The organism is Acidovorax sp. FHTAMBA (assembly GCF_038958875.1).
GTDB lineage: Bacteria > Pseudomonadota > Gammaproteobacteria > Burkholderiales > Burkholderiaceae_C > Acidovorax.
In genome coordinates, this window is record NZ_CP152407.1 from 4,273,706 (window position 1) to 4,300,659 (window position 26,954).

The window sequence follows — 26,954 nt, forward strand, 5'->3', positions numbered from 1 at the left end:
GCAATCATCGCTGATGGCCGTGCGGGTTGCCCGGCAACGCTTACCCGGCGGATTTGGCAGCCGGTTTGCGAGGCCGGCTGCGCGGGCGTGCGGGTGCGGATGCCGGGGTGGAGGCTCCGGCATCGACCTCAGCGGCTGAGGCCTCCGACGGAGTGATGGGCAGCTCTACGCCAGCATTTGCAGCATCTCCCGCGTCCACCGCGGCAAGCGTGCTGCTCGCACGGGGCGCGGCTGTCTTGCGCACTGCGGGCTTACGTGGCCTGGATCCTGCCTCGGAGTCACCTCCACTGCGGGCGCGGCTGCGGCGGGGGGCTGCGGGCTCGATGCCTTCGATGTCGCCGAGCGCCCCGCGTTCCGGCGTGTCCGTGTTGTCCTGGCGGGGCATGGCATCGATCCCACCCTCGGGCGACGCGACCTGGGGCTCTGAGGGCTGGCTGAAATAGCGGCTGGCCGGGCGCTCGGCAGGCGCATCGGCCTGCCCGGGGTCGGGCTGTTCGCTGCGCAATGCCGGGCGAAGTTCGGTGCGGTCCGCCTCTTCGCTGCGGCGGCCTCTTTGACGCCCGGAGGTGCCGGGTGCGTCCGCGTTGTCCGAGCGTGCGTCGGGCGCTATCGCGACCGCATGGAAATCATGGCGCGACACACCGCCATGGCTGCCGCGTTCTGCGGCTCCATCAGGCAGTGCGAGTGCCGCAGCCCCGCCGGGCGCACCCAGGCTGCGGTACACATACGCACCCGATTTTTCATCGCGCCCAAACTCCAGCAGCCCGCGCGCCTGCGCTTCTTCGAGCAGGTTGCCAAACGTGCGGAAGCCATAGCGGCCTTCGCTGAAATCGGGCTTGCGGCGCTTGATGGCCTCCTTGAGCACCGAGGCCCAGATCTTGCCCGAATCGCCGCGCTCCAGCAGCAGGGCCTCGAAGGTCTCGGCGGCCAGTTCCACGCCCTGGGTGCGGCGTGCGTCCTGGCTTTCCTTGCGATTGCGTTCCTCTTCGGGGCTGCGGCGGGGGGCGGCTGACGGAGTGCTGCCCGGGCTCTGGCGCCGGGCCTGCGCGCGCTGGTTCTCCCGCACCAGGTCGTCATAAAAGATGAACTCGTCGCAGTTCGCGATCAAGAGGTCAGAAGTGGACTGCTTCACGCCCACACCGATCACCTGCTTGTTGTTCTCGCGTAACTTGGACACCAGCGGCGAAAAGTCCGAGTCCCCGCTGATGATGACGAAGGTGTTGACGTGCGACTTGGTGTAGCAGAGGTCCAGCGCGTCCACCACCAGGCGGATGTCGGCCGAATTTTTGCCCGACTGGCGCACATGGGGGATTTCGATCAGCTCGAAATTCGCCTCGTGCATGGTGGCCTTGAAGCCCTTGTAGCGCTCCCAGTCGCAATAGGCCTTTTTGACCACGATGGAGCCCTTGAGCAGCAGGCGCTCCAGGATGGGCTTGATGTCGAATTTTTCGTACTGCGCATCGCGCACGCCCAGGGCGACGTTTTCAAAGTCGCAGAACAGGGCCATGCTGATGCTGTCGGAGGAGGATGCCATATCGTGTGCGAGTTCCGTTCAATGCTGCGGATCATCACACGGAACGGGCATGCCCCCTGCCGGATCCCCGCCTTACACCGGTTTGGCCAACCCCAGCTTTTCCACCAGCGCCTTCTCACGCGCAAAGGTGTCTTCGGCAAATTTCTTGTACTCGCTGGTGCTCATGTACATCGGCACCATGTCGTACCGCGCCAATGCGGTCCGATAGCTCTCCTGCTCCATGGCCTGCTTGAACGCGTCGTGCAGGCGCTTGACCACCGCATCGGGTGTGCCCTTGGGCGCACCGATGCCAAACGGCGAGTTCTGCACCAGGTTGAGACCCAGTTCCTTGAGCGTGGGCGCGTCGGGGAACTTGGCCAGGCGCTCGGCGCCCCAGGTGTTGAGCACGCGCAGCTTGCCGGCCTCCACCTGCGGAGCAAAACCGGTGGAGTCAGCCGCCGCCATGATCTGCCCGCCCAGGATGGACTGCATCAGGTCGGCACTGCCCTTGTAGGGTACGTGCAGCAGCTCCAGGCCCAGCTGCTGGGCGATGAGTTCCATGGTGAGGTGCGGGCTGGTCATGGTGCCGGTGGAGCCGTAGCTCAGCTTGCCGGGGTTGGCCTTGGCCCAGGCCACGAAGTGCGTCCAGGTTTTCAGCGGGGAATCTGCGGGAACCACCAGCCCAAACGCGTACCCGGTGACGTTGAGCACGTAGCTGATGTCCTTGATCGGATCCCAGTTGATTTTGGTGGTGTAGGGCAGCCGGAACACTCCCAGCGGAATCTGCGCAACGGTGTAGCCGTCGGCCGGGGAGGTCTGCAGCGTCTGGGCGGGCAATGTGCCGCCAGCGCCGGGCTTGTTCTCAACGATGACCGTCTGGCCCAGGATCTTGCTGGCGTTGTCGGCCAGAGCGCGCATGGTGATGTCGGTGGGGCCACCTGCGGGGAAGGCGATCACGAGCTTGATGGGCTTGCTGGGAAAGCTCTGGGCCTGCGCCATGAATGCTGGGGCGGCGAGGCTGGCGGCTCCCCATTGAATGATGCGGCGACGTTGCATGGCGGGCTCCTTGTCATAAAAAACGCAATTTGACTGCGCCTGTGCCGCTGCAGCATCAATACAAGCCCTTACCTGCTGTCGCGCAGGTGGCAGTGAAAGAGCAGCACAAGCCCCGCTGCGCCGCAGCGCAGCGCACCTCTGGAAAACCCGCAGCACGGTAGCCGCCCTCGCTCGGGTGCTGTACCCTGCCCTGGCCGCACAGCCCTTTTCAACCCATGGAGAACGCCCCGATTCCTCCCATATCGCTCTGGCGCGCGGAGTTCACGGACCCTGCCACGGAGCGCGCGTACCGGGCTGACATCCAGCACCGCATGGCCCGGCAGTTGCGCCTGGCGCTGTACGTGTGGGCCGCATTGCTGCTGTTGTTTGGCCTGCCGGACTACCAGGCCTTGGGCGGCAGCACCGTGTTCTGGACCTTGATGGGCTACCGGATGGGCACTGCGGCGCTGCTGCTGGTCGCTGCGACGGCCCTGCGGTCACGGCCGCACCTGGCGCCCGAAGGCCGCCTGGTGTTGTGGCTTCAGCTGGCGGGTTTCCCATTTTTCTTCCTGTTTCTGCTTTTGCGACCGGAGATGCGCGCATGGACGATCGGCATGGTCATGATCGTCAACCTGAGCCTCTTCATCTTCATTCCCGGGCGCGTGGCCCTTTGCGCGTGGGTGGCGCTGGTGGGTACCGCCGGCACCGTGGCCACGCTGGTCACCACGGGCACCGCGCCCACACTGGCCCCGGGGCTTGCCTTGCTGTTGACCCTGCCCGCAGTGGTGGGCTTTATCTCGGCCAACCGCCTCCAGCGGGTGCAGCGGCAGGAGTTCATCGTGCGCACCCGCCTGCTACAGGCCAACGCAGACCTGACGGCCGAAATCGCCCGCCGCACCGAACTGCAGGCCGAGCTGCAGCGCCAGGCCACCACCGACCCTTTGACAGGCCTGCTCAACCGGCGGGAGTTTGCGCAGCGCTTTGCGCTGGATCTGGCCCGTGCCGAGCGGGACCGCAGCCCGCTCTCTGTGGTGCTGCTCGATCTGGACCACTTCAAGAAGATCAACGACCAGTTCGGCCATGCCGCTGGCGACGAGGTTCTGCGCCAGGTGGCCCGGCTGTGCCAGCAGTGCTTTCGCAGCATCGACAGCATCGGGCGCCTGGGTGGGGAGGAGTTCGCGGTGCTGCTGCCCGGCGCCAGCCTTGACGGCGCGGCCGCCGTGGCGCAGCGGCTGGGGCAGCAGCTTGCGGCAACCCCAGTGGAGTTCGGCGCGCACACCATCCCGCTGAGTGCCACCATGGGCGTGGCCGAACGCCTGCCCCACGAAAAAACGCTGGATGCCGTCTTGCAGCGCGCTGACCTGGGCCTGTACGCCGGAAAGCAGGCGGGCCGCGGCCGGGTGATGGTGTCCCGGCCTGACGGGCAGATCGTGCAACATGCGGACGCAGTCGCGCCACCGGTATCGTCGCCCGCCCCCGGCGCGAGCGGGGCTCAGACCTTGTAGGTTGACAGCAGGATACTGGTCTCGGTATTGGCAATGCCGGGCGTGAGCCGGATGCGGCCAAGCGCGGCATCAAAGGCCTCCAGGCTCTCGGCGCGCACCTCGGCCACGATATCCCAGCGGCCATTGGTGGTATGCAGCGTGCCCACGGTGGGCTCGCCGCGCAGGGTGCGGATGACGGCCGGGGCGGCATTGCCCTCGACCGCAATGCTCATCCAAGCACGGATGCGCTGGGGCTCCGAGTCAGGTCGCAGGCGCACGGTGTAGCCGGTGATGACGCCACTTTCCTCCATCTTGTGCAGCCGGTTCTGCACCGTGCCGCGCGAGACGCGCAGCTTTTGCGCCAGAGTGGCCACCGGCGTGCGGGCGTCTGCACGCAGGATGCTGATAATTTCGCGGTCAGTGTCGTCAAGTTTGGTCATAGCGTTCAGAGTATCTGTCTATTCGCCAATTTTCCATTCAATTTGTACATATTGAGAACTATGGGGTAACTGTGACTGTGCAGAGAATTCTCCGCACCCTCCACCCACACCAATCCTCGCCATGTTCACCCCTTCCGTCCAAGCCCCCAACGCCGTGGTGATGGTGCGCCCCCACCGGTTCCACCCCAACCCCCAGACCGCCGCCGACAACGCCTTTCAGGCGCGCACGGCGCAGCATGCTCCCGACGAGACTGCGCTTCGCGCCTATGCCGAGGTCACGGCCGCCGCCGCCTGCCTGCAGGATGCCGGCGTGCGCGTGCACTTGTTTGAAGACACCGGCGAGCGCAACACCCCCGATGCGGTGTTCCCCAACAACTGGTTCTCCACCCACCCCGGGGGCCATGTGGCGATCTATCCGATGTACGCCGAAAACCGGCGGCGCGAGCGGCGCAGCGACGTAATCGAGATGTTCAAATCCGAGTACCGCGTGCAGGACGTGATCGACTACTCCGGGCTCGAGGCCGACGGCATGTTTCTGGAAGGCACGGGCGCCATGGTGCTCGACCACCTGGGCCGCATCGCCTACACCGCGCAATCGAACCGCGCCGACCCGGTAGCCCTGGAGCGCTTTTGCACGCATTTCAACTACGAACCCATGGCGTTTGCCACGGCCGATGCACAAGGCCGCCCTTGCTACCACACCAACGTGATGCTGTGCGTGGGCACCGCGTTCGCCCTGGGTGGCTTCCACATGATCACCGACCCGAAACGGCGCAGCGCCGTGCGGGAACGCCTGCTTGAAACGGGCCGTGAGGTGATCGAGCTGAGCGCCTGGCAGCTCGGCGAGTACGCGGGCAACGCGCTCGAACTCACGGGCACCCAGGGCCGGGTGCTGGCACTGTCGGCCCGCGCAGCCGCCAGCCTCACCGCCGAGCAGCGCGCCGCCATTGAACGCAGCGCACGCCTGTTGCCGCTGTCGGTCCCCACCATCGAGCAGGCCGGCGGATCCGTGCGCTGCATGCTGGCGGGGGTACACCTGGCGCGGCGGGGCGCCCCGGAACCAAAAATACAACACTACTGTCCGGTAAATTTTCTTGATGCATCAGAATAGCTCCGTCTGATGCTGTCCTTACTCAATCTCATCTCCGGTGAGTGCGTTGGTCACCATCTGTGCCAGGGTGACCTTCTCGAACATGTTGACCTCCGCCAGATGCAGGAAGTTGCGCAATGAAATCCGCGCATGAAACGGCTTGTGGGCGATCAAGGCCATGAGATAGGTACATACCGCAATCCAGATTTGCGAGCGCACCGCGTTCAGTGAGTTGCCGAAGAAGTGTTTGACGTTCAAGTTCTGCTTAAGCCACTTGAAGAACAACTCAACCTGCCAACGCTGCTTGTAGATCGTGGCGATGGTCAGGGCCGATAAGTCCAGGCGATTGCTCAGAAACACCAACTCCAGGCAGCTCACGGCGTCATAAAAGCGTACCCGACGCAAAGGCTGTGGGTAGCCCTTCTTGGAGCGCTCGCCGGTCAGCACAATCGTCTGGTCTGACCAGACTCCTGCCTTGGCGTCGGTGGGGTGCGCTTCAGTGCAATGAAAACTCAAGTTGCCTTTGGCGCGCACCACAAAACTGCATTCCTGCTGCACCAGCAGGTACAGCCGGGCAAAGTCCACATAGCCCCGATCCAGCACTACGATGGAGCCCTTTGGCAGAGCCAAATTGTCCAGCAGGCTCACATCACTGACCTTGCCCGTGGTGATGGTAAGCATGACCGGAATCGCGCCACGCAAGTCGATTACGGTGTGGGCTTTGATGCCTGCTTTAGTAGATCGAAAGTCAGCCCAAGGAAACAGGCTCAGGCACAAATCAATGGTGGTGGAGTCCATGGCATACAACGGCTCCTTAAGGCCCAATCCAATGTCATGGTCTTGGTACAAAGCCAGCGCCATCTCTGTCAGACGATGCCCCAGTGCTTCAAACAATGCCGAGTCGCGCCGCTCGTTGGCATCGGCCAAGGTGGAGCGTGACACCCGCTGGCGCAGGCCCAGGTGATAGAGCTTGCTGCTCTGAGAATTCAAGCACGCGATCAGGTCACGCAAACCCTCTCTGCGGGTGAACTGCGCGTAGGCCATGCAGATGAAGTGACTCCATGCGGTGAAGTCGCGCGTCCATCGGTTGGCTTGGTATTTGTCAACAAGGTGTTCAAAGTGGCTAAACGGCACGACCCCCAGCAGTTGTGCGAAAACCGTGCGCCCAGTGTTCATGGTGTAGACCCCAAAAATGAGGCCACGGTACGCCACGGGCGTGGATCGCGTTTCAAATCGCCGGAATCGAGAATCCTCTGGGAACCCGCGCCCGGCCTATGTCTGAGCTAATTTGCCGGGAGATTTACCGGACAGTAGTGAAAATACAAGCAAAAATGGCCTCCAGCGCTTTATCAGCAAGCGCCAACAGCTATATTTTTAATAGCAAATGATTCACAGGCCACCGTCGGGGTCCTGCCCCTGCAGTGGATGAATCTCCAGCGGAGCATCGCAGCCCACCCCCGAGGCAATCCACCGCCGGGCCAGCGCAGCAAGCACGGGCTGGGCCCAAGGATGAGTGAGCCCGGTCACACCGCCCGGGTCTGCCACCATGCCACACCAGTACCGCTGGTCCGCTTCGCTCCAGCGCAGGGCTGCGCAGGCGCCCGTGCGGCGGCGCGATACCAGCATCCCCAGCGGGCAGGGCTCGGCCAGGCAGCACACGCCACACCCATTGCATGGCGCGCCCAGGGCAGGCTGCATGGGGGCCTCGGGGTGCCGCCACACCACGACTTGGTGCTCAGGGGGTTTTACGGGCATGGAAGCAGAGGCGCCCCGCAACGGGGGCACAAGGTCGCATTGTGGCCCCGTGCCACGCGTCGTGTACGGGGCCCGCAGCCAGCGGCCGAAAAAAACCCCGCGGCGAACCAGCGGGGTCAAACCGGCCGAAGGACCGGGAGGGAGACAATGCAATCGGTGCGGCGAGCGCGTGTCTGTAACGGCGGCCGGTCAGCAACCCGAAGGGCGATTCGGCCGCATGGGCACCACGCCCGACACGCGCAAGGTATTGGCAGAGCCATCGGTGGCGGTGAGGGTCGTGCGGTTGAAACGCACCTGGTCGCTTTCACGCACCACGGCGGTGTCCGTGGGTTGATCGCTGCCGTATTCCTTGCCGTCAAACGTCAGGAACACCTTGTAGAGCTCTCCTGCATCCGGGCGGTAACGAATGTCGCCAAACGCAGTGGCGGGCGAGCCCACCTTGTTGGCCCCGTCGAAGTTGAATGCACACACCTCGGGTGCCGAGCCGATGGGGTTGTTCTTCTCCACATCGGTCAGGTTGATCGCGCCGTTGCCGTACACGCCATTGAGGTCCGACAAACTGGCGCTGGTCACGGTCAGCACACCGGGCTCGTTGCTGGGCGTGGGGTCGTCATCATTGCCGCCGCCGCCACAGGCGACCAGCAACACCGAAGAAGCCGCAATGGCAGACCAGGTCTTGAGAAGATGGAAAGCGTTCATGGTCAGGGGATCCTGAAGGGTTTGGGTAGGGTGAAAAGGCGGGGAAGGTCATCCCCTGCAAACCCATCGTAGGAAACCCTGACGGCGCCACACGTGCTCCAATTTCCGCGCCGCGCGTAGGACAGCGCCCGGCGCACTCACGCGCGTGGCGCGCCAATACGCCCGCCCCCGATCCAACTCAGCGCGCCAGCACCGGCGCCAGCGCCTTGCCCGTGTGCGTACCTGCCGCCACCACGTCCTCGGGCGTCGCGGCTGCCACGATGCGCCCGCCTGCGTTGCCGCCCTCGGGCCCCAGGTCCAGGATCCAGTCGGCCTCGGCGATCACATCCAGGTCATGCTCGATCACGATCACGCTGTGGCCGCCGTCCACCAGGCGGTGCAGCACGCGGATGAGCTTGTCGACATCGGCCATGTGCAGCCCCACCGTGGGCTCGTCCAGCACGTACAGCGTGTGCGGCGCCTTCTGGCCCCGGCGGCCGACCTCGTCGCGCACCTTGGTCAGCTCGGTCACGAGCTTGATGCGCTGCGCCTCGCCGCCGCTCAATGTGGGCGAGGGCTGGCCCAGCGTCAGGTAACCCAGGCCCACGTCCTGCAGCAGTTGCAGCGGGTGCGCAATGCTGGGCATGGTGGCAAAGAAGCCCACGGCCTCATCCACCTCCATCTGCAGCACATCGCCAATGCTCTTGCCGCGCCACGTCACGGCCAGCGTTTCGGGGTTGAAGCGCGCGCCGTGGCAGGTTTCGCAGGGCACTTTCACATCGGGCAAGAAGCTCATCTCGATGGTGCGCACGCCCGCGCCTTCGCAGCCGGGGCAGCGGCCTTCGCCGGTGTTGAAGCTGAAGCGCCCGGCAGCGTAGCCCCGGGCCTTGGCTTCCAGCGTCTCCGCAAACAGCTTGCGGATGGTGTCCCAAAAGCCGATGTAAGTGGCGGGGCAGCTGCGCGGCGTTTTGCCAATCGGCGTCTGGTCCACTTCGAGCACGCGATCGATGCTCTCGAAGCCTGACAGCCCCGAGCAGCCCACCAGTGGCGGCGACTTGCCCGCGTCCATGGCATCGCGCCCGGCCTTGGTACTGCGCTGCTGCACCCAGGCCTGCACATTGGCCAGCAGCACGTCGCGCGCCAGGGTGGACTTGCCTGAACCGCTCACGCCCGTCACGGCCACCAGGCGGTGCAGCGGTACGGTAGCGGTCACGTTCTGCAGGTTGTGCAGCTGCGCACCATGCACCGTGAGCCAGCGCATGGCGGCACGTTCCTTGGCCTCGGTCAGCGCGTCTGCTGCCAGCGATGCGGCCTGGGCCGCACGCTTCTTGACGGTGGCGCTCTGTCGGCCGGTGGGCGCTGCGGCTTCGGCCCGCGCAAAGGCGGCTGTGGCCTCGGCGCTGACCTCGGTGGCCGCCATGCTGCGGCGCAGCTGCAGCGGGTGCTTCATGGCGTGCAGCAGGTAGCGGCCAGTTTGCGAGTCGGCCGCGCCGGTGATGTCATCCACCGTGCCCTGCGCCACCAGGCGCCCGCCACGCTTGCCCGCGCTGGGGCCGATGTCGATGATGTGGTCGGCACGGCGAATGGTGTCTTCGTCGTGCTCCACCACCACCAGCGTGTTGCCCTTGTCGCCCAGCTTGTGCAGGGCGTTGAGCAAAATCTGGTTGTCGCGCGCATGCAGGCCGATGGTGGGCTCGTCGAGCACGTAGCACACGCCCTGCAGGTTGCTGCCCAGCTGCGCGGCCAGGCGGATGCGCTGGGCCTCACCACCGCTGAGCGTGGGCGCACCCCGGTCCAGCGTGAGGTAGCCCAGGCCCACTTCTTCGAGGAATTCGAGGCGGCCCTGGATCTCGGGCACCAGGTCGCGGGCGATGTCGCCTTCGCGCTGGGTCATGCCGCCCTCAATGCGCAGGGTTTCGATCCAGCGGCGCACATCCGTCACCGACAGCGCGGCGATTTCGGTGATGCCCACGCCAGCAAACTTCACAGCGCGGGCCGTGGCGTTCAGACGCGTGCCGTGGCATGTGGGGCAAGCGGTGTCCTGCAAATCTTCCACCTCGGGCTCGGCAAAGGTCTGCTCGCGGCCCTTTTCCTTGTCGTCCTGCACCGAGTCGTCAAACACCTTGCGCTGGTCCCTGGTGAGCTTGACGCCGGTGCCCACGCAGTCGGGGCACCAGCCATGCTTGCTGTTGTACGAGAACAGGCGCGGGTCCAGCTCGGCATAGCTGGTGGCGCACACCGGGCAGGCGCGCTTGGTCGAAAAGGCTTGCAGATGGCCAATACCGGCCGTGGGCAAGCCGCCCTCCATGGCCGCAGCCAGCGTGTCGATGCTGCTCAGCACATGCACCACGCCCTTGCCGTGCGTGAGCGCGTCGGCCAGCGCCTTGCGGAGCTGGCCTTCGTTCTCGGGCGACACATCCAGGCTGGCAACAGGCAGCTCAATGGTGTGCTCCTTGAAGCGGTCGATGCGCGGGAAGTTGGTAGTGGGCAGGAAGTTGCCATCCACGCGCAGATGCGTAAAGCCGCGCGGGCGCGCCCAGTCCGCCAGCTCGGTGTACACGCCCTTGCGGTTCATCACCAGCGGCGCAAGCAGGCCAATGTGCTGGCCGCGAAACTGCGTGAGCAATTGCGCGGCGATGCTCTCGGGCGTTTGCGGCTGCACGGCGGCACCGTCCTTCACGCAGTGCTGGGTGCCCAGCTTGACGTACAGCAGACGCAAGAAGTGCCATACCTCGGTGGTGGTGCCCACGGTGGACTTGCGGCCCCCGCGCGACAGGCGCTGCTCAATGGCGACGGTGGGCGGGATGCCGTACACCGCATCCACCTCGGGCCGACCAGCGGGCTGCACGATGGACCGCGCGTAGGCATTGAGCGATTCGAGATAGCGGCGCTGGCCTTCGTTGAACAGGATGTCGAACGCCAGCGTGGACTTGCCCGAGCCGCTGACGCCAGTGACCACATTGAACTTGCCACGTGGAATGTCCACGCTCAGGTTCTTGAGGTTGTGTTCCTTCGCGTTGACGATTTGTATGACGTTTTTGGCCTCTAGCGCTTTACCAGAAAGCGCTACAAGCTCTCTTTTTCGTAGCACTGCAGCTTTCTCGTGCACCGAATGGCCGCCGATGCCCAGCGTGAGTTCGTAGTCGCGCAGCGCCTGGCCGGTGTGCGAAGTGGCGTGCTGGCGAACGTCCTCGGGCGTGCCCTCCGCCACGATGAGGCCGCCGGCGTAGCCGCCTTCGGGGCCCAGGTCAATGAGCCAGTCGCTGGCGCGGATCACGTCCAGGTTGTGCTCGATGACGATGAGCGAGTGCCCCGCGTCGATGAGCTTGCGCAGCGCGCGCATGAGCTTGGCAATGTCGTCAAAGTGCAGGCCGGTGGTGGGCTCGTCGAACAGGAACAGCGTGCCCTTGCGTGCCACCGTCTGGCGCGATTTGCTTTGCACGCGAGCCGCTTCCGCAAGGAAGCCTGCCAATTTCAGGCGCTGCGCCTCGCCGCCCGACAGTGTGGGCACCGGCTGACCCAGCGCCACGTATTCGAGCCCCACATCCACGATGGGCTGCAGCGCGCGGATCACATCGCGGTCATTGGCAAACAGGTCTGCGGCCTCGGCCACCGTGAGGGCCAACACGTCGGCCACATTCAACGTCCGACCACCACGCTCGATGGTGATTTCCAGAATCTCGGGGCGATAGCGTTTGCCGTCGCAGTCTGGGCAGCGCAGGTACACGTCGCTCAGAAATTGCATCTCCACATGCTCAAAGCCCGAGCCGCCACAGGTCGGGCAGCGCCCATCGCCGCTGTTGAAGCTGAACTTGCTGGCGGTGTAGCTGCGCTGCTTCGACAGCGGCGCCACGGCAAACAGTTCGCGGATGCTGTCCCACGCGCCCACGTAGCTCACGGGGTTGGATCGGGCGGTTTTTCCGATGGGGGATTGATCGACAAACACAACATCCGACAAATGGTCGGCGCCCAGCATGCGGTCGTGCGCGCCCGGCGTGTCGGTGGCCTTGCCAAAGTGGCGCAGCAGCGCGGGGGCCAGCACGTCCTGGATCAGGCTCGACTTGCCCGAGCCACTGACACCGGTCACGGTGACCAGGCGCTGTAGCGGGAACTCCACCGACACGTTCTGCAGGTTGTGCTCGCGTGCGCCCTCCAGAATGAGGCGAGGCGTCGATTCCGTCACCATGCGCTTGAACCCAAAACCCACGTGCTTGCGCCCACCCAGGTAGGCGCCGGTCAGCGTGTCGGCGTTGCGCAAATCGGCCGTGGTGCCGTCAAACACGATCTGACCGCCCAGGCGGCCGGGGCCGGGGCCCATGTCGATCATGCGGTCAGCCGCCAGCATCACGGCCGGGTCGTGCTCCACCACCACCAGCGTGTTGCCCGCGTCGCGCAGGCGCAGCATGGCCTCGGTGATGCGGTGCATGTCGCGCGGGTGCAGGCCGATACTGGGCTCGTCGAGCACGAACAGCGTGTTGACGAGGCTGGTGCCCAGCGCGGTGGTGAGGTTGATGCGCTGCACCTCGCCACCGCTGAGCGTACGGCTTTGCCGGTCTAGGGTGAGGTAGCCGATGCCCACGTCGCACAGGTAGCGAAGGCGCGTGGTGATTTCTTCGTGCAGCAGCTTGAGCGCTTGCGCATCGCCGCCCTTGGCGTCGTCGCCCACCGGTAGCTGCATGCGGTCAAAGAACTGGCGCAGTCGGTCAATGGGCAGCAGCATCAGATCGTGCAGGCACAGGCCGGGCAGCGCCTCCAGCTGCTCGCGCGACCATTGCACAGCCTCGGGCATGAAGCGTTTGCCGGGCTCCAGCACCGCGTCAGCATCCTCCTTGCGGCCAATGCGCCAGAGCAGGCTTTCGGTCTTAAGCCGCGCACCCGCGCAGGTGGGGCATGGCGTGTAGCTGCGGTACTTGGACAAGAGCACGCGGATGTGCATCTTGTAGGCCTTGCTTTCGAGGTACTCAAAAAAGCGCTTGATGCCGTACCACTGCTTGCTCCATTGCCCGTCCTTGTAGCCGGGGGCGCCGCCGATCACCCATTTCTTCTGATCGTCCGTGAGCTTGTTCCAGGGCGTGTCGCGCGGGATGCCTGCCGCCTCTGCGTGGCGCATGAGGTCGTCCTGCGCTTCCTTCCATGCAGGCGTCTGGATGGTCTTGATGGCACCGGCGCGCAGGGTGAGCTTGTCGTTGGGGATGACCAGGCCGTAGTCCACGCCGATCACGCGGCCAAAGCCCCGGCAGCTGTCGCATGCGCCCACGGCGGAGTTGAACGAGAAGGCCGAGGGGATGGGGTCGCTGTAGCGCAGGTCGCTATCGGGGCAGTGCAGGCCGGTGGAGAAGCGCCAGAGTTCTGGCGCTACCGTGACTGACTCCGTTCGCGTTGAGCCTGTCGAAACGCTTTCCCGGCCTTCGACAGGCTCAGGCTGAACGGGCTGGGGGATGACATAGACGTTCAAACGACCCGTGCCACGTTTCAGCGCCACTTCAATCGCCTCAATGACCCGCGCTTTTTCGGCATTGCCCAGGCGGAAGCGGTCTGCCACTACATCCAGCACCTTGCGCGGGCCGGTGGGCGTGGCCACCTCGCGCTCGGCCTGCACTTTGGTGAAGCCACTGGCGGACAGCCATTGCTCGACCTGCTCGGCCGATGTATTGGCGGGCAGTTCGACCGGGAAGGTCAACACGATGCGTGGATCACCCGATGCAGCGCAGCGCGCAGCCAGCTCGGCATAGATGGTCTCCGGCGTGTCATGCCGCACCGACTGCCCCGTCTGCTTGTCAAACAACTGACCTGCACGCGCAAACAAGAGCTTCAGGTGGTCGTTCAGCTCCGTCATCGTGCCCACGGTGGAGCGGCTGGAGCGCACGGGGTTGGTCTGGTCGATGGCAATGGCGGGCGGCACGCCCTCGACCTTGTCCACGGCGGGCTTGTCCATGCGGTCGAGGAACTGGCGGGCGTAGGCGCTGAAGGTCTCCACGTAGCGGCGCTGGCCCTCGGCATAGAGCGTGTCAAACACCAGGCTGGATTTGCCCGAGCCGCTGGGCCCCGTGACCACCGTGAGTTCGCCGGTGCGGATGTCCAGATCCAGGTTCTTGAGGTTGTGCTGGCGTGCGCCGCGGATACGGATCAGTCCCTGGGTCATGAAGGCGGTCTTTCAGGTGTGAGGCCGAATATTCTAGGGATGCAGGGGTCGGTCTGCGCCGCGTCGGGCCATTACCCCTCCCGGTTGCGCTGAGGCGCAGCCAGATGCTGCAGACGCGGGCTGCGTCCACCCCGGGGCAGAGGTTACACATGCTTACAGCGCATGGTTTTAGACTGCATTTTTTACAAGAGAGGAGTCGGCCGTGAAGCAGTGGCAAAAAGCAGGGGTAGGCATCGCACTCTGGATCTCGGCGCTTTCAATGGCGCAGGCGCAGATTCTGGTCGGCCAGACAGCCGGGTTTTCCGGGCAGGTGGCTGCGGGCGTGAAGGAGACTACCGACGGCGCGCTGCTGTACATCGACGCCGTCAACGCCAAGGGCGGCGTGAATGGCCAGAAGATCGAACTGACGTCGCTGGACGACAAGTTCGACCCCAAACTCGCTGCCGAGAACGCGCGCCAGCTGATCGAGGAGCAGAACGTTGCCGCCATGTTCCTCACGCGCGGCACCCCCCACACCGAGGCCATCATTCCGCTGCTTGAAAAGCACGGCGTGGCACTGGTAGGGCCGTCCACGGGGGCCATGGTGCTCCACCAGCCGGTGCGCAAATACATCTTCAACGTGCGCGCCACTTACCAGCGCGAAGCCGAAAAGGCCATGACCCACCTGGCATCGATGGGCATCACCCGCATCGCGCTGATGTATGCGGATGACAGCTTTGGCGCCGACGGCGTGGCGGGCGCGCAAAAGGGGCTGGCAGCAGCCAAGCTCACTCCCGTCGTCCTGGAGAAGTTTGACCGGGCCAAGCCCGATTTCGCCCCCATCGTCGCCAAGATCGCCAAGGCGGATGCCCAGGCCGTGCTGATGGTGGCATCCGGATCGGCGGTGGTGGACGCGGGGGCGGCCCTGCGTGCAGCGGGGTCTGGGGCACAGATCGTGACGCTGTCCAACAATGCGTCGGGCGGGTTCATCAAGAGCCTGGGGCCCAACGCGCGCGGCGTGATCGTGACCCAGGTGTATCCCAACGAGCGCGCGGTGACCTATGCCATGGTGAAAGAGGCGCAGGAGCTGGCGAAAGCCAAGGGCCTTTCCGAAATCACCCCCGCCATGCTCGAAGGTTTCGCCGCAGCGAAGGTGCTGGTCGAGGGGCTCAAGCGCGCAGGCCCCAAGCCCAGCCGCGACAAAATCCATGCCGCACTGGAAAGCATCCGCAAGTTCGACCTCGGTGGACTGGAGGTGTCCTACGCCGCTGACGACCACACCGGCCTGGACTTCGCCGACCTGTCCATCATTGGCACCGACGGCAAGTTCCGCCGCTGAGCCCCGCACCACCCCGGGCGGGGTTGCTCCCCCTTCCACCAAATTCGTAGACCCGGTTTAGCCGGGTCTACGCGTTTTTACGGATTCCCCGTCACATATCTTCACTATATTTGCGCCTCCACACTTCTAGCATCAAGGCACACGCATGAGATTCACACCCTGGCTCCGACGAGCCGCAGCCCTGGCAGCTTTCAGTACCCTCAGCTGGGCGCATGCGCAAATCCTCATCGGCCAGACAGTGGGCATCACGGGCTCGGCAGCAGCCACCGTGGCCGAATCCATGAAGGGCGCTGCGCTCTACATCGATCACATCAACGCACGCGGAGGGGTGGGCGGCCAGAAGGTGGAAATTGTGTCCCTCGACGACAAATTCGACCCCAAACTCACCCTCGACAACACCCGCATCCTGATCGAGGAAAAAGGGGTCATCGGCCTCTTCATGACGCGCGGCACCCCGCACACCCAGGGCATCATGCCGCTGCTGGACCAGCATGGCGTGCCCCTCGTAGGCCCTTCCACCGGCGCCATTGCACTGCACAAGCCGGTGCACAAATACATCTTCAACGTGCGTGCGCCGTACCAGCGCGAGGTGGAGAAAGCCATCACGCACCTCAACACCCTGGGCGTCAAACGCATTGGCGTCGTGCATGTGGACGACACCTTTGGCGCCGACGGCCTGGCGGGCGCACAGCTGGGCTTCAAGGCGAACAGCCTGGAGGCGCTGTTTGTCGAAAAGTTTGACCGGGCCAAGCCCGACTTCAGCGCCATCGCTCCGCGGGTGGCCACCAAGGAACCGCAGGCCGTCATCTTCATCGGCACCGGCGCCGCGGTGGTGGACGGCATCAAGGCGCTGCGCGGCGCCGGTGTCACCGGGCAGATCGTCACGCTGTCCAACAACGCCTCGGGCGGGTTCGTGAAGGCACTGGGCGATCAGGCCCGTGGGGTGGTGGTGACACAGGTTTTCCCGTCAGAGAGATCGCTGAACCACGCCGTCATCAAAGAGGCCATGGATCTGGCGCGCGCCCGGAATGCGGGTGAACTGACACCTGCCATGGTGGAAGGCTTCGTGAGCGCCAAGGTGTTGGTCGAAGGCCTCAAACGCGCGGGCGCCAAGCCCGATCGGGCCAAGCTGCATGCCGGGCTGGAGAGCATCAAGAACTGGGATCTGGGCGGGATGGAGCTGAGCTACAGCGCCACGGACCACAGTGGCCTCACGTTTTCCGACCTTGCCATCATTGGCCCGGACGGCCGGTTCCGGCGATAACCGCGCAGCGGGGCACGGCCCCTGACTTCAGCAACTACAGCACGGCGAACAGCTTTTCGCGCAGCTCGGGAAGCCGCTTCTTGCCTGCGGCGTTGCCTTCCATGGCCTGCGCCCACGATACATACACACGGCGCAGATCTTCGCTGGTCTGGCAGGCATGGATCGCCTCGATCAGCGAAATGCGGTTGTGGTGCCCGAAGATGGTGTTGACCGTGTTGGTCATGAAGTTGCGGGCCATCTCCACATCCTTGGCGGACCTGGTTTGCGCAGGCGGCAGGTTGGCCAGCTCCGCGTTGGCCACAGCGGGTTGCGCGGGTGCGGCCGCAGGCGGGGCTGCAGCGGAAGACACCGGGGCAATGCATTCACGGGAGAGCAATTCCTCCAGCAGATTCAGGATGTCGCTCCCCGCGACAAAGGCCCCGAGGTCTTTGCCTGTCCTGTGGCCATCCACCAGAATCAGCACGCGCCGGGCCAACACGCTCAAGCCCAGCGACCGGGTTTGAACCTCCAGCATTCCCTGCGGGGTCTTGGCGAATGGTGTGAGCAGGTAGGTCAATTCGTCGGCCATGGTGTGATGAGGATCGAGGTGGTGATGTGTGTGAGACAACGCATCAGAAAACTGAACTGCAATGCTGCATCAGGTGATGGCACGGAGCGATGGGTTTGATCGACCAGGGGCTTGGTGTTTTCCCTGAAGCCAGCCGACCCCAGCGTGTCTGTAACGCCATGTGACTGCTGGAGTTTTGATGGGCAGCGGCCGCGTGCCAATGGTGTTTTCACCAACACCCCGAGATGACAACGGCACGACACAACGCATCCCCTCAGTGTTTTCCCTTGAGTCGTAAAACTCGCGTCAGCTTCGTCAATTTCATCAGTTCGCTGTAAGGAAGCGTCGCCACAGTCACCCTCGCAATCCCGTGGCCTGCCCGCGGAATGTGCAGGGGCAGCGGGGGTTCCTCGCTGCGTTTCTGTTCTCAAACATGAGGGGACTTCATGAAGCAAGACACCAGCAGTCATGCCTACTGGAAAGCCACGCTCGCGCTACTCACCAAGATTCTGATCATCTGGTTTTTAGTGTCGTTCGGCGCGGGGATCCTGTTCGTTGACTTGTTCAACAAGATCAGTCTCGGCGGTTATCCGCTCGGGTTCTGGTTTGCCCAGCAGGGCTCCATCTACATCTTCATTGCGCTGATTTTTTATTACGCCAAGAAGATGGGCGACATCGACCGTCAGTTCGACGTGCATGAAGACTGAGGGCTGACATCATGGATCTTCAAACCACCATCTACCTCTTTGTCGGTCTGAGTTTTGCGCTCTACATCGGCATTGCTGTGTGGGCCCGCGCGGGTTCCACCAGCGAGTTCTACGCTGCGGGCGGCAGCGTCCACCCCATTACCAACGGCATGGCCACCGCGGCCGACTGGATGAGCGCTGCCTCGTTCATCTCCATGGCCGGCCTGATCTCCACCATGGGCTACGGCGGTGCGCTGTTCCTCATGGGCTGGACAGGCGGGTATGTGCTGCTGGCCATGCTGCTGGCACCCTACCTGCGCAAGTTCGGCAAGTTCACGGTGCCCCAGTTCATTGGTGACCGCTTCTACTCCAAGAGCGCAAGCACCATCGCCGTGATCTGCCTGCTGGTCGCATCGATCACCTACATCATTGGTCAGATGACCGGTGTGGGCATTGCGTTCTCGCGCTTCCTCGGTGTGTCCAGTGACACGGGCATCTATGTGGGCATGGCCATCGTGTTTGCCTACGCCGTGTTTGGCGGCATGAAGGGCATCACCTACACCCAGGTGGCGCAGTACATCGTGCTGATCCTGGCTTACACCGTGCCTGCCGTGTTCATCTCGCTGCAGCTCACGGGCAACCCGCTACCTCAACTGGGCCTGGGTGGTACCTATGTGGGCACCGACATGTCCCTGCTCGCCAAGCTGGACCAGGTGATCACCGAGCTGGGCTTTGGCAAGTACACCACGCAACTGCCGGGCAGCACGCTGAACATGTTCATGTACACGCTGTCGCTGATGATCGGTACCGCCGGTCTGCCCCACGTCATCATGCGATTCTTTACCGTGCCCTCGGTGAAGGATGCCCGCAGCTCGGCGGGCTGGGCACTGGTGTTCATCGCCATCCTGTACACCACGGCACCTGCCGTGGCGGCCATGGCCAAGCTGAACCTGCACTCCACGGTGAATTCCGCGGTCAAGACGGGTGGCGATCTGTATGCGCCTGAAGCCAGCCTGGTGAACGAACAGCGTCCCGACTGGATGAAGCGCTGGGAAAAGACGGGCCTGCTGAAGTGGACCGACAAGAACGGTGACGGCCGCATCCAGTACTACAACGACAAGACCACCAATGCCGACGCCAAGGCCAAGGCAGAGGCTGCCGGCTGGAAGGGCAGCGAACTGGACGTGAACGTGGACATCATCGTGATGGCCAATCCCGAAATCGCGCTGCTGCCCAACTGGGTGATCGCGCTGGTGGCGGCGGGTGGTCTGGCTGCGGCGCTGTCCACGGCGGCCGGTCTGCTGATGGCCATTTCGTCGGCTGTGTCGCATGACCTGGTCAAGGGCGTGTTCAACCCCAACATCAGCGAGAAGAACGAACTGCTGGCGGGCAAAGTGTCCATGGCCGTGGCGATCGTGGTGGCGGGCTATCTGGGGCTGAACCCGCCGGGCTTCGCGGCCGGTACGGTGGCGCTGGCCTTCGGTATTGCCGCCAGCTCGCTGTTCCCCGCCATCATGATGGGTATTTTCAGCAAGAAGATGAACAAGGAAGGCGCCATGGCCGGCATGCTGGCAGGCCTGTTCTTCACGCTGTTCTATGTGTTCGCACACAAGGGCATCTTCTTCATCAAGGGCACGGAATACCTGGGCCTGATCGGCGGCGCCAACAGCTTCTTCGGTATCACGCCAGAAGCCATCGGTGCAGTCGGTGCCATGGTGAACTTCCTGGTTGCCTTCCTGGTGGACAAGGTCACCAAGGAGCCGCCAGCGCACATCCAGGCCATGGTGGAAGCAGTGCGTGTTCCACGCGGCTCCAAGCTGGTGGATGGTGCACACTGATGAGTAAGGTGCCAGGTACAAGCCCTGTCACCGTATAAACCCACTGTTCGCTGCAACGCAGCACGGTGACAATGTAGGCCCTGCCGGCTGCGCTGGCAGGGCCTTTTTACTGAATGATGGGGTCGGTGCTGCGCCACGCGCACCGCCCACGAGGGGAGCCTTGCATGGTTTTCGATGTCAGCGTCGCTTTGACGTGGATTCTGTATCTGGCGCTGTTCCCGATGGCGTTTTTCTGGTTCCGCCGCGCCTGGCGCATTGTGGTCAAGCGCGATTTTTCCGAGGTGGCCTTGAAGCGCGGCCTGCCGCCGCCGAACCCCGAAAAGTTTGCGCCGTTCGAAATGATCATCAACCTGATCGCAGGCACTGTGGCCACGGTGGTCATCGTCAGCGTGGCGCTGGGCCAGCTCGACTACAACACCTGGACAGCCATTGCAGGCAGCACCATCTGGTGCAAGTTCTTCCTCAGCTTTGCACTGTCTCGCCAGGCCCATGCCAGCGTGCCCCGGGCCAAGCCCGAACCCAAAGCCTGACTGCGCCAGTCAATAAGTAAGACCGAGGTAAGTGCCAAGCGCACAATGCAGGGCAGAGAGGCGTGGAGACCTCTCGCCAGGAGACCGCTGTGCACAAAGGACTCGGCTCCCAACGCCTGGTTGCGCTGTTTGCCGGCGGCTGGGTGTTGTTCAATTTCCCCCTGCTGGGGCTTTGGGACCGTGATGCCACGGTATGGGGCGTACCCGCGTTCCCCGCCGCACTGTTTCTGCTGTGGCTGGCGCTGATTGTTGCGCTGGCCTGGCTGGTAGACCGGCCCTCGGTACGGGATGACGACGTAACGCCCTCCAGCGCGCCTGCGGCGTCTTCGGTGCCCGCTCAGACGCCCCCCGCCACTGCGCAGCCCCCTGGGGGGCCCTTGCCCCCACAGGCCTGACCCACCATGCTGTCGCCTGCACTGGTCATCTCGGCCTCCCTGGGTTACCTGCTGATCCTGTTCGCCGTGGCTTACTGGGCCGACTGGCGCGGTCGGCAGGGCCGCTCGGTGATTGCCAACCCCTGGGTCTATGCACTGTCGCTGGCGGTGTACTGCACGGCCTGGACCTACTTTGGCAGCGTGGGGCGTGCCGCAACCGGCGGGGTGTGGTTTCTGCCCATCTACCTGGGGCCCACGCTGGCCATGGTGCTGGGCTGGCTGGTGGTGCGCAAGATGATCCGCATCGCCAAGGCCTACCGCATCACCTCGATTGCCGACTTCATTGCCAGCCGCTATGGCAAAAGCCCGCTGCTGGCGGGGCTGGTGACGCTGATTGCGGTGGTGGGCATCGTTCCGTACATCGCGCTGCAACTCAAGGCCGTATCGGCAGGCTATGCACTGCTGACCGCACAGGCCGGAGATGTGGCGCACGCGCCCGTGCACTGGAGCCAGGACAGCGCGTTCTACGTGGCGCTGGTGCTGGCCGGATTCACCATGGTGTTTGGCGCCCGGCACCTCGATACCACCGAGCGGCACGAGGGCATGGTGGCTGCCATTGCGTTCGAGTCGGTGGTCAAGCTGGTGGCGTTCCTGTCGGTGGGCCTGTTTGTGGTCTACAGCCTGTTCGACGGCCTGCCGGACCTGTTTGCCAGGGCGCAGGCCGTGCCCGCACTGCAGCAGTTGCTGCGGCTGGAACAGGGGGGGCAATTTGCCTGGGCACAGTGGTTTGCACTCACGCTGCTATCGATGCTTTCGGTGGTTTTTCTGCCCCGGCAGTTCCAGGTGATGGTGGTGGAGAACGTGCGCGAGTCGCACCTGCGCCGCGCGGTGTGGGTGTTTCCGCTGTACCTGCTGCTCATCAACCTGCTGGTGCTGCCCATTGCGCTGGGGGGGCTGCTGTACTTTGGCGGTGGCGCGGCCATGAACGCCGAGAACTTTGTGTTGTCGCTGCCCCTGGCAGCAGGCCAGAATGCGCTGGCGCTGTTTGTGTTCATTGGCGGGCTGTCGGCCGCCACGGGCATGGTGATTGTGGAGACCATTGCGGTGTCCACCATGGTGAGCAACGAACTGGTGCTTCCCCTGCTGCTGCGCTGGCGGCATCTGCGTAGCGGTGCGGGGCAGGATCTGTCGCGCCTGCTGCTGGGCATTCGCCGCGCCGCCATTCTGGGCGTGCTGGTGCTGGGCTATGTGTACTTTCACCTTGCGGGGGAAGCGTATGCCCTGGTCAGCATCGGGCTCATCAGCTTTGCCGCCGTGGCCCAGTTTGCCCCGGTGATGCTGGGCGGCATGTACTGGAAGGGCGGCACCCGGCGCGGCGCGCTGGCAGGCCTGTTGCTCGGCTTTGCCATGTGGGCCTACACGCTCATGCTGCCCTCCATTGCCAAGTCGGGCTGGCTCGATGCGGGCTTTCTGGCCCACGGGCCCTGGGGCATCGGCTGGCTGCGGCCCGAGCAGTTGCTGGGGCTCAGCGGTTTTGATGGGCTGACCCATTCGCTGTTCTGGAGCCTGTTGGCCAACATCGTTGCCTACGTGGGGGTCTCGCTGTGGCGCGCGCCGTCGGGCCGCGAAGCCAGCCAAGCGCTGCTGTTTGTGGATGTTTTCGAGCGCACGGCGATCTCCAGCCCGGTGTTCTGGCGCGGGCGGGCCCGCACGGCCGACCTGCTGCAGCTGTGCGAACGCTTTCTGGGCGCTGCCAAGGCAGAGGCGCTGTTTGCCCAGTACGCCCGGCAAATGGGGTTGCGGCAGGCCGACGCCATCCGGCCCGACGCACGATTTGTGCAGTTTGTGGAAACGCAGCTGGCCGGGGCCGTGGGCAGTGCATCGGCCCGGGTGCTGGTGGCGTCGGTGGCCGACGAAGAAACCCTCAGCCCCGACGATGTGCTGCGCATCCTCGATGAAACCTCGCAGATACGCGCGTATTCGCGGGCGCTGGAAGACAAGTCGCGGTCACTGGAGCAGGCCACCGCCGAACTGCGCGAGGCCAACAACCAGCTGCAAAGCCTGGACCGCCTGAAGGACGACTTCATGTCGTCGGTCACGCACGAGCTGCGCACACCCCTTACCTCCATCCGCGCGCTGGCCGAGCTGATGCGGGACAACGCGGACATGCCTGCAGCCCAGCGCCAGCAGTTCATCGGCATCATCGTGGCCGAGACCGAGCGCCTGACGCGCCTCGTGAACCAGGTGCTGGACATGGCCAAGATCGAAGCCGGCCATGCCGACTGGCACGTGGCGGCTGTCGACCTGCGCGCACTGGTCGAACAGGCCGTGGCGACCACCGCCGAGGTGTTCCGCGAACGCGCAGCCAAGGTGTCTGTGCGCATGCCCGCCAGCCTGCCCGTGCTGCAGGCCGACCCCGACCGGCTGATGCAGGTGCTGCTCAACCTGCTGTCCAACGCCGCCAAGTTCGTGCCGCAGACCGGCGGCCAGGTGGTGGTGGACGTACAGTCTGACAACGACGGCATCACCGTCTCGGTGCAGGACAACGGGCCGGGCGTAGACCCGGCCCAGGCGCAGCTGGTGTTCGACCGCTTTCACCAGGCCAGCGACGCCGGGCAACGCCCCCAGGGCACTGGCCTGGGCCTGCCCATCAGCCGCCACATCATTGAACATTTCGGCGGGCGCCTGTGGCTGGAGCCACCGCCGCCGCCCCCTGCAACCGGCGCATGCTTTCGCTTCTGGCTGCCGCTGCGCCCCCACTCTGACAACACCTCTGCACTGCCATGACCGCCAAGATCCTGATCGCCGACGACGAGCCCAACATCGTGATCTCGCTCGAATACCTGCTGCAGCGCGAAGGCTACGCTGTAGTGATTGCCCGTGATGGCAATGAGGCCCTGGAGAGCATCGCCCGTGAACGCCCCGACCTGGTGCTGCTGGACGTGATGATGCCGCACAAGACGGGCTTCGAGGTGTGCCAGGCGGTGCGCGCCGACACCGCACTGCAGGCGACCAAGATCCTCATGCTCACCGCCAAAGGCCGGGAAACGGATGTCGCCAAGGGCCTGGCGCTGGGCGCCAATGCCTACATGACCAAACCCTTCTCCACCCGCGAGCTGGTGCAAAAAGTGGCCGACCTGCTGGGGCGCCCCTCCGAAGGCGCGGCATGAAAAAGGTCGACCCGCGCCTGCTGCTGGCGGTGGCCCTTGCCGGGCTGGTCATGGCAGCCTGGCTGTTGCTGATGGGCATTGTGGTGTGGTCCACCCTGGAGCCCGGCGAACGCGACGCGGTGGGCGATGTACTGGCCCCGCGCATGGCCCTGGTGGCGCTGGGATGGCTGGCAGGCCTGGCCGTGGTGGGCGGTGCGCTGCACATGCTGTACCGGCGCTACGTGGGCGCACCCGCCCGGTTGCTGGAAGAGACACGCGTCGTGCTGACGGCCGCCACACCGCAGCGGCTCAAGCCCCGCGGCACCACAGAAATGCAGAACCTCGCCGCTGCCGTGAACGAACTGGCCGCGCAGCGCGACGGCCTGCGCGCGGACATGGACGCGCAGGTGGCCCGTGCCAGCCACAACGTGCAGCAGGAGAAAAACCGCCTGGCCGCGCTGATGGCCGAGCTGAACCAGAGCGTGGTGGTGTGCAACCGCGACGGCCGCATCCTGCTGTACAACCAGCGCGCGCGCCAGCTGTTTCGCACGCTCACCCAGGGGCACAGCGGCCCCGCAGCCGCAGGGGCCGAGCTGATCGGCATCGGGCGCTCGGTGTATGCCGTGTTCGACCGGCAGGTGTTTGCCCATGCGCTGGAACGCATCCACCAGGCCATGGCCCGCGGGGCGGCCAGCCCGTCGGCCCAGTTTGTGACCACGGCGCAAGGCGGGCAGCTGCTGCGCGTGCAGGTGGCGCCTGTGCGCATGGCCCAGGAAGCTGCGGACGCCCCCGGGGCTGGCGCTGCGGCAGGGGTGCAAATCAGCGGCTTTGTGCTGATGCTTGAAAACGTCACCCAGAGCGTGGAGGAAGAGTCCGAGCGGGACCAGCTGCTGCATGGACTGACCGAAGGCAGCCGCGCATCGCTGGCCAACATCCAGGCCGCCGTGGACATGCTGGGCTACGCCGACCTGGAACCCGCCATGCGCGAAAAATTCCTCGCCGTGGTGCGCGACGAGGTGGGTGCCATGGGGCGGCGCGTCAACGACCTGGCGCAGCGTGCCACCCAGCGGCTCAAAACCCGCTGGCCGCTCGAAAACATGCTGGGCGCAGATCTGGCCAACGCTGCGCAGCGGCAGATCACGTCCGTGTGCGAGCGCCCCGTCACCCTGGACGAGGTGGACACCAGCCTCTGGCTCAAGGTGGACAGCTACACCCTGCTGCAGGCGCTGAGCTACCTGGCCCACCGCCTGGTTGACGAATTCGAGGTGCGCTTCCTGCAGCTGCGCCTGCAGCCCGTGGGCGCCCATGCCCAGCTCGACCTGGTCTGGGCCGGCCAGGCCATGAGCAACGAAACCGTGATGAGCTGGGAGATGGATGGCATGCGCTTCGGGGCCGAGCGCACGCCCCTTTCGGTGCGCGATGTGGTCGAACGCCACGGCGGCGAGATGTGGTTTGAACGCGATCGCGTGCGCCACCAGGCGTTCTTCCGCTTTTTGCTGCCACTGGCCAGCGTGCAGGGCCCGGTGGAGATCGCCGTGGGCGACAGCAGCGGCTACAGCCGCCCCGAGTACTACGACTTTGACCTGTTCCAAATGGACGAGCAGGGCAGCGCACTCGACGACCGGCCGCTGGCCGAACTGGCCTACACCGTGTTCGACACGGAGACCACGGGGCTGAACCCCGCCGGAGGCGACGCCATCATCCAGCTGGGGGCTGCCCGCATCGTCAACGGCAAGCTGCTGCGCCAGGAAACCTTCGAACAGCTGGTGGACCCTGGCCGGCCCATCCCGCAGGCATCGATCCCGATCCACGGCATTTCGCAGGACATGGTGGCGGGCAAACCCCGCATTGCCGACGTGCTGCCCGTGTTCCATGCCTACGCGCAGGACACGGTGCTGGTGGCGCACAACGCGGCGTTCGACATGCGCTTCCTGCAGCTCCAGGAAGCGGCCACGGGCATCGCCTTCCATCAGCCGGTACTGGACACCTTGCTGCTGTCGGCGGTGGTGCACCCGCACCAGGAGTCGCACCGGCTCGAAGCCATTGCCGAGCGCTTCAACATCACCGTGCTCGGCCGGCACACCGCACTGGGCGATGCGCTGGTGACGGCCGAGATCTGGCTGCGGCTGATTCCGCTGTTGCAGGAGCAGGGCATCCACACCCTGCGCCAGGCGCGCGAGGCGGCGCAAAAGACGTATTACGCGCGGCTGAAGTATTGAGGTGGGGCGATGGTGCTGTGGTTCAGGATGTGGCGGCCCAGTTTTTGGTTTTTTTGGGCTCTGGCGCTTATTGACAGAGCGCTTATAGCTATTATTTTCATAGCTTCAAACCCCCCCCAGTTCGGGCTGAGCTGTCGAAGCAAGGGCTTGTGCGCTGGTTTGATGGCGTGCCTGTTTTAAGCGCGGAGGCCGGGGTGTGCGCCCGGCGGCGCAGTAACTTTCTCTTGCGTCGCCAAGAGAAAGTCACCAAAGAGAAGGCGACCCTACACGCTGCGTCCCTTCGCTTCGCTGCGGGCAACCTGCGGTGCTCGCGTCCAGCGGGGTCTCGCTCCAACTCGCTCCACTGCGTTGCGCTCAAACAATCGCGAGCCCTGATCCGCTGGCCGCTGCGCTCCTCGGCGCATCCTGAAGGGAACCCGGGGTGCGGACATCCACACGGGCCATTGCTTCGCTGCGCTGCGCTCGGCCCAGCCTGCGCAGCGCAGCGAAGCAAAGGCCCGTGCGGCTGCTCGGCTGTTTGGCTCCCCACCCCTGCTGGCTGCGCCTGCGGCGGGGCGGTTGCGGGGTGAGCATGGGCGTCGGAGCGCCCATGCCTCGTGCTCTGACTCGCCGTGGTTGTCCGAGCGGCGATGCGCAGCAGCAAAGCGAGTTCCACGGCGCACCCCGCACCCGCCCCGTCGCAGGTTTGCCCCCACGCACCGCGTGGGGGTCGCAGACTGGGGGTCGCCTTTTCTTTGGTGACTTTCTTTTGGCGACCCAAAAGAAAGTTACTCGCACGCCGGGCGACTCCCGGCCTCCGCCCTCAACCCCAGCACACCTCTCAAACCAGCACGCCCCGGCCTGGACAGCTCAGTCCGAACGGATGTTGGTGGCGCGAAGGCCAGGAGGTTGC

19 protein-coding genes are annotated in these 26,954 nt (G+C 64.8%); 11 read left to right on the plus strand and 8 right to left on the minus strand.

The window, feature by feature from the left end; genetic code table 11:
- Nucleotides 1–40: 40 nt before the first annotated feature.
- Nucleotides 41–1,534 carry an NYN domain-containing protein gene (locus AAFF19_RS19950; protein ID WP_342720862.1) on the minus strand — a complete coding sequence of 498 codons (1,494 nt, stop codon included), beginning with the start codon at nucleotides 1,532–1,534 and terminating at the stop codon, nucleotides 41–43.
- A 72-nt stretch (nucleotides 1,535–1,606) separates the two neighbouring features.
- On the minus strand, nucleotides 1,607–2,569 hold the full coding sequence (locus AAFF19_RS19955) for a tripartite tricarboxylate transporter substrate binding protein (protein WP_182120441.1): 963 nt from the start codon (nucleotides 2,567–2,569) through the stop codon (nucleotides 1,607–1,609).
- A 215-nt stretch (nucleotides 2,570–2,784) separates the two neighbouring features.
- Between AAFF19_RS19955 and AAFF19_RS19960 the strand changes: the two genes are divergently transcribed.
- On the plus strand, nucleotides 2,785–4,053 hold the full coding sequence (locus AAFF19_RS19960) for a GGDEF domain-containing protein (RefSeq protein WP_342720863.1): 1,269 nt from the start codon (nucleotides 2,785–2,787) through the stop codon (nucleotides 4,051–4,053).
- Here the strand turns inward: AAFF19_RS19960 and AAFF19_RS19965 are convergent.
- Nucleotides 4,041–4,472 (minus strand): Lrp/AsnC family transcriptional regulator, encoded by a 432-nt coding sequence (locus tag AAFF19_RS19965; RefSeq protein ID WP_008907329.1) that lies wholly within the window; start codon nucleotides 4,470–4,472, stop codon nucleotides 4,041–4,043. The genes AAFF19_RS19960 and AAFF19_RS19965 overlap by 13 nt on opposite strands.
- Before the next feature lie 121 nt (nucleotides 4,473–4,593).
- Between AAFF19_RS19965 and AAFF19_RS19970 the strand changes: the two genes are divergently transcribed.
- A complete protein-coding gene (locus AAFF19_RS19970; protein ID WP_342720864.1) occupies nucleotides 4,594–5,583 on the plus strand; it encodes an arginine deiminase-related protein in 990 nt (329 codons plus the stop codon).
- Between the two features lie 18 nt (nucleotides 5,584–5,601).
- On the opposite strand, the gene AAFF19_RS19975 is transcribed toward AAFF19_RS19970, so the two are convergent.
- The 4 genes from AAFF19_RS19975 to uvrA all read right to left on the minus strand — a co-directional run bounded on the left by AAFF19_RS19975 (nucleotide 5,602) and on the right by uvrA (nucleotide 14,137).
- Nucleotides 5,602–6,738: an IS4 family transposase gene (locus AAFF19_RS19975; RefSeq protein WP_342720865.1), complete on the minus strand. Its 1,137-nt coding sequence runs from the start codon at nucleotides 6,736–6,738 to the stop codon at nucleotides 5,602–5,604.
- Nucleotides 6,739–6,951: 213 nt separating this feature from the next.
- The gene (locus AAFF19_RS19980) at nucleotides 6,952–7,260 is read right to left on the minus strand and encodes a hypothetical protein (RefSeq protein ID WP_085942659.1); all 309 of its coding nucleotides are present in this window, start codon (nucleotides 7,258–7,260) and stop codon (nucleotides 6,952–6,954) included.
- Nucleotides 7,261–7,506: 246 nt separating this feature from the next.
- Nucleotides 7,507–8,016 (minus strand): hypothetical protein, encoded by a 510-nt coding sequence (locus tag AAFF19_RS19985; protein ID WP_008907332.1) that lies wholly within the window; start codon nucleotides 8,014–8,016, stop codon nucleotides 7,507–7,509.
- 178 nt (nucleotides 8,017–8,194) lie between these two features.
- Complete coding sequence (gene uvrA, locus AAFF19_RS19990; protein ID WP_182120757.1) at nucleotides 8,195–14,137, minus strand: excinuclease ABC subunit UvrA; 5,943 nt, start codon at nucleotides 14,135–14,137, stop codon at nucleotides 8,195–8,197.
- A gap of 259 nt (nucleotides 14,138–14,396) precedes the next feature.
- Between uvrA and AAFF19_RS19995 the strand changes: the two genes are divergently transcribed.
- Together AAFF19_RS19995 and AAFF19_RS20000 are read left to right on the plus strand one after the other, a co-directional pair.
- Nucleotides 14,397–15,455 (plus strand): ABC transporter substrate-binding protein, encoded by a 1,059-nt coding sequence (locus tag AAFF19_RS19995; protein ID WP_237707318.1) that lies wholly within the window; start codon nucleotides 14,397–14,399, stop codon nucleotides 15,453–15,455.
- 145 nt (nucleotides 15,456–15,600) lie between these two features.
- The gene (locus AAFF19_RS20000) at nucleotides 15,601–16,719 is read left to right on the plus strand and encodes an ABC transporter substrate-binding protein (RefSeq protein ID WP_342720866.1); all 1,119 of its coding nucleotides are present in this window, start codon (nucleotides 15,601–15,603) and stop codon (nucleotides 16,717–16,719) included.
- A gap of 34 nt (nucleotides 16,720–16,753) precedes the next feature.
- Here AAFF19_RS20000 and AAFF19_RS20005 read toward each other — a convergent pair whose 3' ends face one another.
- A complete protein-coding gene (locus AAFF19_RS20005) occupies nucleotides 16,754–17,287 on the minus strand; it encodes a hypothetical protein (RefSeq protein WP_342720867.1) in 534 nt (177 codons plus the stop codon).
- Nucleotides 17,288–17,712: 425 nt separating this feature from the next.
- Here AAFF19_RS20005 and AAFF19_RS20010 point away from each other — a divergent pair, with 425 nt between their 5' ends.
- From AAFF19_RS20010 to AAFF19_RS20040, 7 genes are all read left to right on the plus strand, one after another.
- Nucleotides 17,713–17,973, plus strand: a complete 261-nt coding sequence (locus tag AAFF19_RS20010; RefSeq protein WP_008907337.1) for a DUF4212 domain-containing protein — start codon at nucleotides 17,713–17,715, stop codon at nucleotides 17,971–17,973.
- Between the two features lie 11 nt (nucleotides 17,974–17,984).
- Entirely contained in the window at nucleotides 17,985–19,790 is a 1,806-nt protein-coding gene (locus AAFF19_RS20015; RefSeq protein WP_342720868.1) for a sodium:solute symporter family protein, read from the plus strand.
- Nucleotides 19,791–19,954: 164 nt separating this feature from the next.
- Complete coding sequence (locus tag AAFF19_RS20020) at nucleotides 19,955–20,320, plus strand: hypothetical protein (RefSeq protein WP_008907339.1); 366 nt, start codon at nucleotides 19,955–19,957, stop codon at nucleotides 20,318–20,320.
- 89 nt (nucleotides 20,321–20,409) lie between these two features.
- The gene (locus tag AAFF19_RS20025; RefSeq protein ID WP_246331085.1) at nucleotides 20,410–20,715 is read left to right on the plus strand and encodes a hypothetical protein; all 306 of its coding nucleotides are present in this window, start codon (nucleotides 20,410–20,412) and stop codon (nucleotides 20,713–20,715) included.
- 6 nt (nucleotides 20,716–20,721) lie between these two features.
- Nucleotides 20,722–23,481, plus strand: coding sequence for a sensor histidine kinase (locus AAFF19_RS20030; RefSeq protein ID WP_342720869.1), 2,760 nt, complete (start codon nucleotides 20,722–20,724; stop codon nucleotides 23,479–23,481).
- Nucleotides 23,478–23,864, plus strand: a complete 387-nt coding sequence (locus AAFF19_RS20035) for a response regulator (protein WP_008907342.1) — start codon at nucleotides 23,478–23,480, stop codon at nucleotides 23,862–23,864. The genes AAFF19_RS20030 and AAFF19_RS20035 overlap by 4 nt, the downstream gene beginning before the upstream one ends.
- Nucleotides 23,861–26,062, plus strand: a complete 2,202-nt coding sequence (locus AAFF19_RS20040) for an exonuclease domain-containing protein (protein WP_342720870.1) — start codon at nucleotides 23,861–23,863, stop codon at nucleotides 26,060–26,062. The genes AAFF19_RS20035 and AAFF19_RS20040 overlap by 4 nt, the downstream gene beginning before the upstream one ends.
- Nucleotides 26,063–26,954 lie beyond the last annotated feature (892 nt).